The sequence below is a fragment of the Flavobacterium sp. JAS genome (assembly GCF_020991455.1).
In the GTDB taxonomy this organism is placed as follows: domain Bacteria; phylum Bacteroidota; class Bacteroidia; order Flavobacteriales; family Flavobacteriaceae; genus Flavobacterium.
In genome coordinates, this window is record NZ_JAJMOX010000023.1 from 15,053 (window position 1) to 29,760 (window position 14,708).

Consider the following 14,708-nt stretch of genomic DNA (forward strand, 5'->3'; position numbering starts at 1 on the left):
CTTGGAGGGAAGTTAATAAGAAGGTTTTAAAATACCAGATTTAATGTGGAGTCGATACCTTTTTGACCACAAAAAGTTAAGGAGGTTTTAAAGATATTAGCAGTCTAAGTTTTGTGGCAAAATCATGCCACTTTGTATTTTTTAAAGCCAGAAATTCAGCAAAACCAAGGCCAAAGAAGTTTAGGTTTGAATGTATTATAAATAACGCCAATACAAGACACCTTTACCTTGATGTTATCAAATATCGTTGCTCCACTAACTATTTTATCAAATTCAAAATGGCTTGACTAACTAAATCAGGATCTTTCAAAGCGTTATCTGTGTTACAAATCTACCTCATCATTAACCTAAGATTGCAAATTTCTACTTACTTGCAAACCTATTTTGTTCAATAACAGTTCTGATTACAAAGATATAAGTTTGATTTTTTTGACGAAACTCTATAAAAAAAACCGTCAGCAATTCAATGCTGACGGTCTCTTTTAGTAAATGAGTTGCAAAAAATTAGAAACTAAAACTTAATCTCGCAAAAACAAAGCGTCCGTTTTGACCAAATTGAGATACATTTCTGGAATATACAAATTGATTTTGATTGGATAAGTCGATAGCAGTTGCAGCCGGGGCATAGGTCACATTTCCACCTGCATCAACACCATTGGCTCTTCTTGCGGTTTGTGGCCCTAAATTTTTGTCCGGATAAATGTCAAGAATATTATTGGCACCAATTACGACTTTGGTAATAGCGGAAATTTTAAAACCAACAGAAAAATCAGTAATAATTTTACCTCCCCAAACAGGATGCTCATTTTCTACGGCTTTGCCATTTACAATAGTCGCCCCTACAAAACCATCACCATTTACATCGGCGACGTTTGGATCTGTAACTTCTCCAAAATAAACATTTCTCAAAAAGAAATCTAATTTTTTATAAGTAAGATTGTTAGTCAGGTTTACTTTTACTCTTGGTATCGCTTCTTCCAAATAAATTCTCGATGATTCAGAAAAATAAGTATTTACCTGACCTGCAGCTTCAAGGATTGGTGAGGCATGAATTTGGCCTACGTGACGGGTCTTGGAAAAAGTTCCTGATAAGTCATTTTTCAGAGTCATATTTTCATTTAAGTTAAGCTTGTTGGTAATCACAACATCGATTCCTTTTGATTCGGTATCGATGGCATTGGCAAAGAAAGTTGCCGCATTCGCACCCGCCTGATCATATAAAGGCTGCGTAACTGGTGTTGGAGTAAATTGATCTGTAAGTACAACTCTGTCGTCTATTTTTATGAAATAAGCATCGGCAGTTATGGTAATACTCGCAGAAGGAATTTTAGCCGTAAATCCGGCGCTGTAACTTGTAGATTCTTCCTGTTTCAGTTTAGGAATCCCTAGAAGTTCGGCAATTTTAGAATCATTACTGAAAGTTCCTACTTCAAAAGGAACACCTCCTGTAAATTGCGTAGCTGTTGATTCGTAATAAATTTGGTGTAAAGACGGCGCTCTAAATCCAGTTGAAAAAGCACCACGTAAATTGATATTGTCTGTTAATTTATAACGAGTTGCTATTTTATAATTGGTTGTATTTCCAAAATCAGAATAATTTTCAAAACGAACAGCGCCATTCAATAACCACTTATCTGTAATATCCCATTCTAAATCTGTGTAAAAAGCATAACTGTTTCTGTTTTCTTCTTTTGCATTTTCTGCTCTGTATCCCGGAAAAACCTGAGCTCCTCCAGGCCTTGCAGCGCCAAAGAAGTCAGTAACCCGAATATTGGCTGGAGTTGTTCCAGTAACGACATTTCCATTTATATCATATTGACTGTAAGAATCAGGAACTCCGGCATTAATTCCGTATGTTTCATAACGGTATTCAGCACCAAAAGCAACGTTTAGTGTGCCAAATTTTTTACTCATATCAAAATTGGTAGTGTTTTGGGTAAAACGCAAACCTCCAGCATCAAATTCATCGGGAGAGCCCTCTCTTAAGGTTGCATTTACGGTGTTTTCTATATTATAATCAAAGGCATTTCGACCATAGGTATTACTCAAATCAAAATTCCAATCTTTGAAAATGGTTCCTCTTAGCCCTGCCGCAGCAGAAAGATCATTTATTGTGGAATGAATCTCAGGTAAAAAACCATCTAAATACAAGCCTGTGTACGATCTGGATTGATTAGGTCTTCTGTAAAAGCCGGCAGATTCACCTTCTCTGTAACTGGTTCCTCCAAATACATAAACTTCCAATTTGTCATTTATAGGATAAGCAGCATTCAAAAAGAACTGAATACTTTCAAACGAAGACTGACCGATTCTCATATTAAAATTCTTTCTTTCAAGATTTCTATAGGCCAGTTCTCCATCGGTGGCATCAAAGTTTAAAGCGGTTTGCAATTGCGAAATAGTGGTCGCATTGCTGATGGCAGTTTGTTGTGCCCCTGTAAAGTAGCTTACTTGCGGCGCATATCCTTTTATTGTATTGATGATTTGAGTAGAATTGGGTGTGTTAGAAATATTCCCAAAAAGAGAATTGATATTAATTCCGTCTTCGGAAGCTCTTTGTTCAATAGCGTTATAAGCATTGTAAATTGTACCTGTTGCATCATCAGCCCTGCTTGTTGCATCGCGTAATTGTAAGCTTCCTGTTAAGTTAATAAAGCTTTTTTCTTTACCTAAATTTGTACCATAGTTTAGATCCAATTGATAATGGTTACCGTCATTACCGCCTCTGTGATCGTTCGCATTTCTGGAAAAATTACTTCCTGAAAAGAGATTGATATCGAGTTTTTTAGTGTCTTTTTTTATATTAAGATTGATCACGCCCGCAATCGCATCTGATCCATATTGAGCAGAAGCTCCATCTCTTAAAACTTCAATTTTTTCAAGGGCAAAAGACGGAATAGCATTCAGATCTGTCCCTACAGATCCTCTTCCCGGGGTCCCGTTAATGTTTACCAATGATGAAGTATGTCTTCTTTTTCCATTTAATAAAACCAATACCTGATCAGGACCTAAACCTCTTAATTGCGCAGGGTCAAGATGGTCAGTTCCATCAGCTACAGTTTGAGTATTGGAAGTAAACGAAGGCGCCACCATATTCAAAATCTGATTTAAATTGGTTTGTGCGCCTTGCGTAGCAATATCTTTCATTGCAATTACATCTATAGGAACGGCTGATTCTGTTACTGTTCTGGTAGGATTACGCGAGCCAATAACAACTACATCTTGCAGGGTTTCACCACTTCCTCCCGATAATGTAATATTTACAACAGCTCCGGTGACAGTTACGGTTTTTGTTTCTAAACCTACATACGAAAATTGCAGAACATCACCAATTTTGGCTTCAATAACATAATTTCCGTCAATATCGGTTACGGCTCCTTTTTTGGTACCGACTACCAAAACACTAACACCAGGTAAGGAAGCGCCAGTTTCGTCGGTAACTTTTCCTTTTACAAGATCAATTTCTTTGTTTTTAAAAGTTGAATTTCTGTTTTTTTTGCTGTCCGAATTCTCAGCGGCCATTACACTAACATCAGTCAAAATAACAACTAGAATAAATAAAGGAAAGGTTGCTTTTTTGAGTCGAAAGAACATTCTGTTTGTCAATAAATCGTTTTTCATAATTTTTATATTTGTTACTTATTTTAATCTTGAATAGAAAAACAAAAAAGGTGTATAAAGTATTTCTGAAAACTTTATAATTATAAAAAAATGAGAATTATATTTATTTTGGAAATCTATTTTAAAAGAACAAAAATTAAGAGCGACTTAAAAATAGTTTTCTTTTTCCAATATTTTAGGATTGTTTTTTTTTAACAATTCTTTGTACGTTATTCATGCTATTGTATTAGAACTACACTAAAAACAATACAGTTTCGAATTATAAAAGTATAATAAAATTCTTAATTTTTGTTAAAAAACTACATTATTTCAATAATTTAAAAGCAATCACTTGATTATGTTTTTTTTTAGAACTGCTTTGGATTAATTTCGGCGATCTGATCAAAATTTTAAGTACTTTAAGTTTTGTGGTAAAATCGTGGCACAGGGCACTTTTCAAAGCTAAAAATTAAGTACTAATGAGGGATATTACACCCAGGTTCGAATGTGCAGCTCTCTCTTTGTATATTTTAATTATTTTTTTCATTAACAGGTTCGAGTCCTATTCCCGCTAATTATTCAACAAGATATTTATCTATTTAAAAAATCAAGTCCAAAAATAAATCTTTAAAACAGCAGTAAAAACAACTAAACTTTTACTGAAACAGATTGTCCGTCTGTTTAATCTTTTAAGATGAGTTCTAAGTGTTAAATTTTTCCTTTCAATATGGTTTGTCCCAAAACGTTTTACCGAATGTAGTTTCTCATCAATCAGATACCTGTAGTTTTTTAATCTGTCCGTAAATATCTTCTTAGCTTCAGATAGTTTTAAAATTTCCAGAACACGGTTAAGCGTTTTATTGGTTCGTTTCCCAACATTAAAACTCACAACTGTTTTAGAATTCTTTTCCAAAGCATACACAAGCCAGATATAATTTTTCTTGTGTCTGATATAAGTGCACAGCTCATCGACTTCATAAGTTTTGCCTTTGCTGATAATTGGTTTGGTGATATTTCGGGCGATAAAAACGATTCTTTTTAATAATGTTGTCGTTGATATTTTCAATATTCTTGCCGTACTTCTTATTCCCAAACCTTCTTTAGTTAATTGAATGATATTCTGGTTTATATCTCCTTTATAAGCCAGATATGCATAATTTTCAACTCTGGTTTTCCCGCATACTCTGCAAATATATCTTTGATTGCCAGACTTTGTCTTTCCATACTTTATCATCTTTCGAATGTCATCAACACATCTGTAACACCTAGTCTGGTTTGACTCCATTTTTTTCGATTTAAGGCATTATAAAATAAAAAAACAGCCTAAAGGCTGTTTTAATTTTTAAGCGATATTAATATAAATATCTGATTTTCTGTAAATGTTAGATGCAATAATTAACCATCAACACATCTGATACATTACCAAAAACAAACAGGTTAGAAATCACTACACCTATTTACAAATATGAATTTAATGACATATTAAAAGGGCTGATTTTTCTTAATTGATGCGATGTACTGTGCATTACAATTAAACAATTTAGTAAATTGTGGAGCTCAATTCTGCAACCCCACTATGCGGTAATCATTAGCCGTGGCTTATTTCCAAACCACACAAGGGTAATATCTGAGTTTTCAAAAGTAAATCTTGGGATATTTTTATTCTAATAATTTCTTGACGTATTAAATTTTCTTATTTTTATATAGCCGGATAATTACAAAAGCCTGATAAAACTAAATACTATTAGTTGTTTGTTATAAATTTAATCTGACACAAAAAGATAAAACACTAAAAAAATATGTTAGTTAAAAACAATCATAAAGCTATTTTTTTCTTTTTAAAACATATCTGGATCGATATTGTTCTTATTATTATATACGCGTCCGTTATCACCACTATTGATCTCTATACCTATCTGCACATGATCACAGTACCTTTATCTATAACAACTGTTGCTGGTACAATTGTGGCATTACTTTTAGCATTTCGAACGGCACAATCCTATGACCGCTGGTGGGAAGCACGTAAGATATGGGGAGAAATCGTAAACGAATCAAGAACTCTTATCAGACAGGTTAAACAATTTTTCCCTAACCAGGATCCTGATAATATAATACCAGAATTTGCACAACGACAGATTATTTGGTGTTATGCCTTATCACAAAGCCTTCGTAAAGAACCCTTCTCTTTTAAAGTTCAATCCTATTTGGATTCTAAAAATATCAAAGCAAATAACATTCCATCTAAACTTTTGAATAAACATTCAGAGCATCTTAAGCAAGCATCTGAAAATCTTGGCCTTGATCCAATTAAACAAACACAGATAGACAGTACTATTAGCCGTCTAAATGATGCCATGGGAAAATGCGAAAGGATAAAAAATACAGTTTTTCCAAGATCATACAGCTCTTTAATACATGTTTTAATATATGTACTTGCTTCCATACTGCCTTTCGGACTAGAGGATGTTTTTCCTTTTACTGAAATTGCAATTGCCATTATCATTCCGGTAATTTTATTAGCTGTAGAAGAAACAGCTATAATCATGCAGAATCCATTTGAAAATATGCCTACCGATATTCCTATGACAGCGCTATCCAAAACCATTGAAAATAATATTATGGAAATTATCACTGATCAAAAAACTGAAATACCTGCAAATCCAAACTCGTTTTATATAAATTAGTGTCAATTTCGTTGAAAATTTAAACGCCTGTATTTTCAAGAAAATTTAGTTTGGGTCCGAATGATTTGAACATAGTTTGCCCACTCCATAAATAGTGCAAACTTGATAGTCCAATTTCTAAGGTGAAATGATTTTCAATTAAAAATTTAATCCCTACAATCCTTTCGCAAATTATTAAAGAGTAAAACTAGAGTGAGCCCCTTGGTGTTTCGGGCGAGGTTTAATTGATATTATTGCTCTTTAATTTTCATTCTATGTTCTGCACCCCAATCACTTAGCTCACTTAGCACGTTTTTTAAAGTTCGGCTGTACTCGGTCGCTTCATAAATTATGCTCACCGGAGTAGTTGGATACACGTTGCGTGTGACAAGAAAATTTAGTTCCAAATCTTTCAATTCATTTGCTAATACCTTAGGGGAAATACCCGTAATTTCCCTCTGAATCTCGTTAAAACGCTTTGATGATTGCACAAGGCAAAGAATCAAAGCCAGTTTCCATTTTCCATTAAGAACATACATCGCATCAATAACGTTTTTCAGAGATCCAGCGCACTCTTCCTTGGTGGGAAGTGTTTCATATTCAATTGTTTTCATCATAGCAAATATACAAACTTTCATAAAAGTAACCACTTTCCTTTAGGTAAGTACTAACTTTTATATACTTCCAAACGATAACTTTGCTTTTGATACTTTAAGAGAAATAAACCTTTGATCGTTAACAAAAAAGGAATCTATCTCAGAGTATAGAACTGATAAACTTAAAAAAATAAAACATTTATGAAACGCATTCTTCATCTAAAATCCAGTCTATTAGGCAAAAATTCCTACAGTATTAAACTGGGTAATGCTATTGTGGGGAAAATTCAAGAAAAATATCCTAAAAATGAACTTGAAGAATTAAACCTGGTCGAAATCGAAATACCACATCTTACACCTGCTGTACTTCGCACTTTTTTTATTCCAAGAGATCAACTAACTCAAGAAGAAAAAAAAGCTATCAGCTTATCTAATAAATTAGTTAAACAATTAATGGCTGCAGATATCATCGTTCTTGGTGCACCACTTATCAACTTTACGATCCATTCTTCACTAAAGGCATGGATTGACCATATTACCAGAGCAGGAATAACTTTTGGGTATGGTCAAGATGGTCGTCCAGTTGGAATGGTAACAGGAAAAAAAGTTTATGTAGCCATGGCCTCCGGCGGTATCTATTCAGAAGGACAAGGTAAAGCCAACGATTTTGTAGCTCCTTATTTGCACGCTTTCCTTGGATTTTTGGGTATGACAGATTTAACGGTTTTTCGTGCTGAAGGATTAAAAGTGCCTGGAATAAAAGAAACTGCAATGCTAAAAGCCATTGAAAGTATAAAGATTGATTAAAACATATAACACTCTTTTACAAGCCCTTTTGTGTTAAGGCTGAATCCTTAAAAAAAGCGCCGATTTCAGATGAGAACCGGCGCTTAAGGGATTAATTAAATCTTAAAAACTTCTAATATTAATAATAAATACCTCTATAAAACCTTATAGAGGTATTTACTAAAGATCCATTAACTTTTAGTTTTCTTTAAATTTAATCTCTACTCGAGTTCAAATGTTATTTTCAAGTTTACTCTAAACTCACTGACTTTTCCATCCGTTACAGCTACACTCTGCTCTTGAACGTAGGCCGAACGAATGTTTTTCAAAGATTTGGAGGCTTTGCTAACAGCTTTTTGAGTCGCATCTTCCCAACTAGTATCTGAACTAGCAAGAACTTCAATTACTTTCAATACTTTCATAGTTTCTTATTTTTTAAATGGATAATAAATTTAATCTTTTTCTTTTAAAATCAAACATTAAAAAAAACATAACTACCTTAACACAAAGATTATCAACAACTTTAAGACAAAGCACATTATATACTTGAATTGGAGCCACCACGTTTTTTTACTGCCTAAAAGGCCAATTGTATCTATTAATTTGTTTATCAACCGCCCACTTGTCTTAATGAGGCATCGCTATTGTGGAAACTCTCTTGAGAGTATATCACCGAGCATAAGTTTTTTTCTAAACCTTTCCTTATAATAGCTTAGAATCCATTAAGACAGGGTAACCCGCAAGCTTAAAATTGTACCTCATTGCCTACAGCTAATTGTGTAGATCTTCTTATTTACTTCCGTTTTTGTCAAAGAGCAAAACAAGCCAAAAATTGGTACGCCCACTGCCTTAGCTGCGGCAACTATTGTAAAAACTTTTTTATAGCCTGCTTTGATTTTTTGTGGCAAATTTGTAATTTAGTAGCCACCTATATCATTGATTATAACCCAAATATACGGCCATGGGAAAATTTGTGATTACTAAAAAAGAATGTGGCAAATTTCAGGTGTGCCTTAAATCCAATACAGGACAAGTTTTACTTACTTCACAAGAATTAAGAAGTAAAATCAGCTGCAGAAAGGCCATTGAGCAATTAAGAACCTATACCCAAGAGGTTGACAAATTCCATAAAAAAACAGCTACCGACTGGGAACTCTATTTCTACCTAAAGTCAACTAATGGAAGAACCATTGGCATTAGCAGTCGGTTTCCAAGTGCGCTCGCCCGCGATCAGGCAATCAAAATGATACAAAAACTCGCGCCAAATGCTTTTATAGAGGATCAGTGTTAAATACAGCAAGACTTTTACAGATTTTTCTTATACATTGATCATTATCACCTAACACCCTATCTTCTCCTGAATTTACTTGTAATCTGAGAGAAATACAGCAAGTAATAATCAAGATTTATCCACTTAGACAAATTTCTTAGCCTTTTATTAAAACCTGCCAAAATAATACTTAAATTACTTATATACAAACAAATAAATGAAAGCTATTATTTTTGTCATCCTGCTTTTCTTAACCTCTTTACCTGTTAGTGCACAGAAAGATGAGTTGTGCCTCCCACAGGCAAATATTGATTCTATGTCTTATGTCAAGCCGACCAAGGTAAGTATTGAACACTCAGATTATGCTCTGGTTGCCGGTGGTAGTAAGGGAATTGGTTACAGTATTGCCCAGGCTTTGGCAAAAAGGAAATTTAACCTAATCTTGATTGCTCGTCATCAGGATGCGCTGGATAAGGCAAAGGAAAGATTAGAAAAGGATTACAAGGTTCATGTTGAATTATTAAAACTAGATTTAGAGCACGAATCAACTGCCGATTCAATTGCCAGATGGTGTACAAGCAAAAATATCCACTTAAAAATGCTTTGCAATGTGGCCGGGTTAGGAGGGCCGAAGGATTATTTATCCCTGCCTCTTGATTCATTGCGGTATATGGTGCGCCTAAATGTGGAGTCGTGCATGGCCTTGACTCTTACCTTGTTGCCACTTCTAGAGAAAAACAAACCGTCTTATATACTCAATGTTGCAAGTATGGCCGGGCTTGCCCCTATTCCTACCAAAAACATGTATTCTGCAACTAAATCCGCGGTTATCTTTTTCAGTTACGCTTTGCGCGAACAATTAAGAAAAAAAGATATTAGTGTGAGTTGCCTGAGTCCTGGTCCAGTGTTTACCAAACCGGAGATTGTTCAATATACAAAGCAACAACTTGGCTGGTTTGGTATGAAGATGGCTGTATCGCCGGAAAGAGTTGGTGAAATTGCAGTTCGTGGTACCCTGCGCGGAAAAATGATGATCATCCCTGGAACTCTTGCAAAGATCAGTTCATTTTTTATTCGAATACTCCCCCGTAGATGGGTTGTATCCTTATATGGAACAGCAGCTACCGATTAAATACCGTCTCTGGGGAAAACTTCCCAATAGAGGATGATCTCTGAGGAATCCAAGCTGACTACCCCATAGTGCAAACAGCGCGACCCTTGTCCTTTAATACCAGTACTTTCATTTTGTTGTTTTTTCTTTTCAACTCATTGCTTCTCCTTTGTTGGTAAAGCTCTAGAAAGCTTCTGCTTTTGGAGTTATCTTGGCTTCCTAGCTCTTGGAATTGTAGTAGTGTTGGAAAAAATACAATAATAAATATAAAAAGCAGTGGCAACAAACCACATAAACAACTGTAAATTAAATAATTAAACCCTGTAATTATATAAAAAAACAAAATAAAATCCTTCTACCTTTAAGGCTACTAATAAAACAACTTATACTTTTCTTTTTTAAAGAAGAGCATAACTGAATTTAAAAATTTTCAAATTAGATAAATTAAAAAGTAAATCCTTAAACTAAAAATTATGGAAAATAATCAAAATAGGAACTATGATACAGAAAGTCATAATCCAGAAAATGAGCCTTGGACACCCTATGATCAAAAGCCAAATTTAGATAGTGATTTGATTGAGAATTTTGATCAAAAAAATGAAGAACAAGACAGCGATAAGGAACCTATCCCTTATCTGGACGAATTTGAAAATTCCTATTCTCTACAATCCAGTTCTAATCCTCAAAATGATGACGAGAATGACCGTGATGACGGTGATGATGATGATTTCGAAAATGAAGACATTGAAGAAGAGGATGACGATTTTCTAGAAAAAGATATCGATTATAAAGAAAAAATTGAAAGAGATTCTATTGATAAAGACCCTAATATATAAGTACTCTTCATTTGAGAATACAGCATTGTAAATAAACGAAATTTAAATAAAAACCGCCAATAGCGGTTTTTACTATAAAAAAATAGTAGTAAAAAAATATGCCTTCTGATCTTTACCATTCAATTCAAACGAGAACTTTATTCAGATCTCTCCCGTAGTATTGCTATACTTCTATTAGCCACCAACCATTTCACCACCATTTATATGGATAAATTGCCCTGTAACATAACTGCTGTCTTCACTTGCTAAATAAACATAGGCCGGAGCTACTTCACAGGGCTGACCAGCTCTCCCCATAGGAGTGTGTTTTCCAAAATCAGAAATATCATCGAAAGTTGCTATAATTAAAGGAGTCCAAATGGGTCCGGGAGCTACACCATTTACCCTTATTTTTCTATTTATCAGCATAGAAGATAAGGATCTGGTAAAACTTACAATAGCTCCTTTGGTACTGGCATAATCAGCCAAATGTTTACTGCCGCGGTAAGCTGTGACAGAGCTCGTGTTAATTATCGTATCACCTTCCTTAAGATATGGCAAAGCAAATTTTGTGATATAGAAATAAGAGTAAATATTAGTTTCAAAAGTAGTATGGAGCTGTATTGTAGTAATGTTTTCGAACTCTTTCTCTGGAAATTGTACTGCTGCATTATTTACTATAATATTTAAAGTCCCAAAGGTCTGAATACATTTTTTTATTACATTTTTACAAAATTGAACTTCTTTGAGATCCCCACTTATAATTAAACATCTTTGTCCCTCCTTTTCTATTAACTCTTTTGTTTTTTGAGCATCTTTATCTTCCTTTAAATATACAATGGCAACACTTGCCCCTTCTCGGGCAAAATGAACGGCCACGCTTCGGCCAATACCACTATCTCCTCCTGTTATTAAAGCAATCTTTCCTGAGAGCTTTCTGCTTCCCATATAGTTCTCACGCATAATTTCAGGCTCAGGAATCATTTTATGTTCTTCGCCTGGCAAATCTTGTTTTTGCTCGGGAAATATTTTTCTCTTGCCCATCTCCTTTATTTTAATTTGATAAAATCAATTCCATATAATACTGATCTCCCAAAAATTATCCTAATCTTTTTTTATACTTTAAATAAAAACATACAAAAAACAGCTTAATCCAAGCTATTTTCTAATCATAAACTCAAAAATATTTCAGGCTGTTTCAGCTAACATATTTTTATGTTACAACTATACTTGGAAATATACATTTTATGCTTATTTAAGAATATTTGTAAAAACATTTCTGCTGGATAACACAATAGTAAATCCAATATAAAATTTTAGTACAATTCAATTCAAATTTCATCATCTCTTTTAAAAAAAAGTTATATAATTTCATTTCAATATTTCATAATTATCAATTCATTCAAAATTGTTGTACTTAAGATATCATTTCTAAGAATTGATAAAAGGATTTTTTTCCTTTGCAACAATATCGTTTAAACGTATCTAGTCACAGAACAAGTTGCATCCTTGTTTGTTTATTAAATGGTTACTTTTACAAAGATATGAGTCAGAGACATTTTCCCGGCTTTTCATAAGGAACACTGTGGGGAGCAGCGGATGTGATTTCTTTCAAATTTCTGCAACAGAACCAAAAATCTGAATAATACGTTTTATATTTCTTAAATTTACTCCAATAACTCTAATGTTTAATTTCCAACTTCTAACAAAAAATGGATTTTCAGAATAATGAACTTTCAAAAATAGAATCATTAAAATCAAAAAAAATAACTTTTATAGCAAAGGCTATAGGAGTATTTCTTTTTGTGAGTACAATTTTAGGAATAATTAATTTAGAGGTAATGATTATTGAATCTGGAAAATTATCTTCTGGATTTAAAATTTCTTCTGTAGTGCTATCCGTAGTTCTTTTATCTTTTTTGGTATATTTCGTATTAAAGGATGTAATTATTACCCGAAAAAACAAAATTACCAAAGTAATAGTTGATCAAAATGGTTTGCATCATTATAAAAATGAAATAATTATTGAATCCCTAACTTTTGATTCTTTGTGCCCAAATCCTGATCTGAAAAATTATGATGTAGTTTTATCAGAGGGTGAAGATGTAGGTTATAATATTTGTGTATATTATTTCGATAATTCTACAAACACAATAATCTATAAAGCCATTATATTTAATACTCCCTTTTCAATACGCAATGCAAAAGAATTAAAAAGACATTTCATAAAGGGCATTTTAAAGTTCCGATCCGATTTGACAGTTTCACCAAAAGTTTTAGATTTATTAAATTTAGAGAATTCACAAAATTAAAAAATTTAGATTGTCTCGTCCGGAATTTGCCTTGCAAGATTTAACATTAATTTTAGATAATTATATATATTGGTTCATCCTTAGAAATCATTAAGGAGTTTGGCAGCAAGGAAAAATATTCTACCGCTGTTATGGAAATGATAAATAGAACTTTATAGAAAAGTGTAGACTTAATACCGCATAATAATGGTATTATAAATAGCTCTTCAAAATAATTTAGAAAACTTGAAATAAGCAATAATATGAACTTTGAACAATTAATTCAGCAAATAGAAACTGTACATATTGAAACTCAAAAAATTGCTATCCAACAGGTGAACAGTTTCTTGACTATCCGAAATATCTTAATTGGTTTTTATATTGTAGAATATGAGCAAAACGGATTAGATCGAGCTGATTATGGAGCCAATACAGTTAAGTTAATTGCTCAAAGATTAAAACACATTAAAGGGCTTTCGGTTGCTCAATTGTACCGATTTAGAGACTTATACAATACCTATCCACAGATTTTCTCAGCAGTGTTGATAAAATTGGAAGGTACAACAATGATCAGTGAAAACATTTTCTCGACACTGTCGAGAAAATTCGATTTGGTAAAAGAAAACGAACTTTCATTTGAACCTGAACTGTTATTGACCCGTCTGAGTTTTTCGCATTTTGTAGAATTATTAAATGCCGAGAACCCATTAAAACGTTCTTTTTATGAGGTACAAGCCATTAAAAACAATTGGAGTGCCAGAGAATTAGGCAGAGCCATGGATACCATGCTATTTGAAAGGATAGGCTTGTCCAAAAACAAAGAACAAGTACTGAAAAACTTTAAAACCGACACTGTTTTTTCGGTTGATGAAGTGGTTAAAAACCCTTATTTTCTTGAATTTATTGGACTTGAAGAGGAATACACCTATAGCGAAACCCAATTAGAAACCGCTATTATCAATCACTTGCAGGATTTCTTAACGGAACTAGGTAGAGGGTTTTGTTTTGAAGCAAGACAAAAAAGAATCACATTTGACAATAAACACCTTAAAATTGACCTGGTTTTTTATCATCGAATACTAAAATGTCACGTGCTAATTGACTTAAAAATTGGAGCCTTTGACCATGCCGATGCTGGACAAATGAATGTATATCTAAACTATTTCCGAAAAAATGAAATGACAGAAGGAGACAATCCCCCAGTAGGAATAATTTTGTGTGCCAATAAAAACGAAGCTCTGGTAGAGTACGCTACAACAGGATTAACAAACGAAATTTTTGTATCAAAATACCAAATACAATTGCCAAGCAAAGAAGTATTAGAAACATTCATCAAAAATGAATTAAAGAACAATTCATAGCTTTGAAATAGAAATAACGTCATACTGAGTCCTCTTCTTTAGATAATCCTTCAAAGTAGATAAACATAAAATGATCGGACGAAATTCCGGTCATTATTATTGCTTTATAACTTTCTTAAATTAAAATAGATTTCAATTCAAAGAAAGAAAGAAAGAAAGAAAGAAAGAAAGAAAGAAAGAAAGAAAGAAAGAAAGAAAGAAAGAAAATTTCT

12 protein-coding genes are annotated in these 14,708 nt (G+C 33.3%); 7 read left to right on the forward strand and 5 right to left on the reverse strand.

The genetic code is table 11. The features are described from left to right. Positions 1–504 precede the first annotated feature (504 nt). Together LPB88_RS23285 and LPB88_RS23290 are read right to left on the reverse strand one after the other, a co-directional pair. A complete protein-coding gene (locus LPB88_RS23285; RefSeq protein ID WP_230718122.1) occupies positions 505–3,621 on the reverse strand; it encodes a TonB-dependent receptor in 3,117 nt (1,038 codons plus the stop codon). A 586-nt stretch (positions 3,622–4,207) separates the two neighbouring features. After that, positions 4,208–4,885, reverse strand: a complete 678-nt coding sequence (locus LPB88_RS23290) for an IS1 family transposase (protein ID WP_230718124.1) — start codon at positions 4,883–4,885, stop codon at positions 4,208–4,210. Between the two features lie 514 nt (positions 4,886–5,399). Between LPB88_RS23290 and LPB88_RS23295 the strand changes: the two genes are divergently transcribed. After that, a complete protein-coding gene (locus tag LPB88_RS23295; protein ID WP_230718126.1) occupies positions 5,400–6,287 on the forward strand; it encodes a bestrophin family protein in 888 nt (295 codons plus the stop codon). A gap of 230 nt (positions 6,288–6,517) precedes the next feature. On the opposite strand, the gene LPB88_RS23300 is transcribed toward LPB88_RS23295, so the two are convergent. Next, entirely contained in the window at positions 6,518–6,904 is a 387-nt protein-coding gene (locus LPB88_RS23300) for a helix-turn-helix domain-containing protein (protein ID WP_230718128.1), read from the reverse strand. A 159-nt stretch (positions 6,905–7,063) separates the two neighbouring features. Here LPB88_RS23300 and LPB88_RS23305 point away from each other — a divergent pair, with 159 nt between their 5' ends. Next, positions 7,064–7,669 (forward strand): FMN-dependent NADH-azoreductase, encoded by a 606-nt coding sequence (locus LPB88_RS23305; RefSeq protein ID WP_230718130.1) that lies wholly within the window; start codon positions 7,064–7,066, stop codon positions 7,667–7,669. 200 nt (positions 7,670–7,869) lie between these two features. Here LPB88_RS23305 and LPB88_RS23310 read toward each other — a convergent pair whose 3' ends face one another. After that, a complete protein-coding gene (locus LPB88_RS23310) occupies positions 7,870–8,070 on the reverse strand; it encodes a dodecin family protein (RefSeq protein WP_230718132.1) in 201 nt (66 codons plus the stop codon). A 539-nt stretch (positions 8,071–8,609) separates the two neighbouring features. On the opposite strand from LPB88_RS23310, the gene LPB88_RS23315 reads away from it, so the two are divergent. The 3 genes from LPB88_RS23315 (at position 8,610) to LPB88_RS23325 (ending at position 10,865) form a co-directional block, all read left to right on the forward strand. Further along, positions 8,610–8,939: a YegP family protein gene (locus tag LPB88_RS23315; RefSeq protein ID WP_230718134.1), complete on the forward strand. Its 330-nt coding sequence runs from the start codon at positions 8,610–8,612 to the stop codon at positions 8,937–8,939. Between the two features lie 196 nt (positions 8,940–9,135). Continuing rightward, the gene (locus tag LPB88_RS23320; protein WP_230718136.1) at positions 9,136–10,050 is read left to right on the forward strand and encodes an SDR family oxidoreductase; all 915 of its coding nucleotides are present in this window, start codon (positions 9,136–9,138) and stop codon (positions 10,048–10,050) included. 452 nt (positions 10,051–10,502) lie between these two features. Then, positions 10,503–10,865 (forward strand): hypothetical protein, encoded by a 363-nt coding sequence (locus LPB88_RS23325; protein ID WP_230718138.1) that lies wholly within the window; start codon positions 10,503–10,505, stop codon positions 10,863–10,865. Between the two features lie 174 nt (positions 10,866–11,039). Here the strand turns inward: LPB88_RS23325 and LPB88_RS23330 are convergent, their stop codons facing one another. After that, on the reverse strand, positions 11,040–11,888 hold the full coding sequence (locus LPB88_RS23330) for an SDR family oxidoreductase (protein ID WP_230718140.1): 849 nt from the start codon (positions 11,886–11,888) through the stop codon (positions 11,040–11,042). 668 nt (positions 11,889–12,556) lie between these two features. Between LPB88_RS23330 and LPB88_RS23335 the strand changes: the two genes are divergently transcribed. Both LPB88_RS23335 and LPB88_RS23340 read left to right on the forward strand, forming a co-directional pair. After that, entirely contained in the window at positions 12,557–13,156 is a 600-nt protein-coding gene (locus tag LPB88_RS23335; protein WP_230718141.1) for a hypothetical protein, read from the forward strand. Between the two features lie 242 nt (positions 13,157–13,398). After that, positions 13,399–14,496 (forward strand): YhcG family protein, encoded by a 1,098-nt coding sequence (locus tag LPB88_RS23340; RefSeq protein ID WP_230718144.1) that lies wholly within the window; start codon positions 13,399–13,401, stop codon positions 14,494–14,496. Positions 14,497–14,708: the final 212 nt, after the last annotated feature.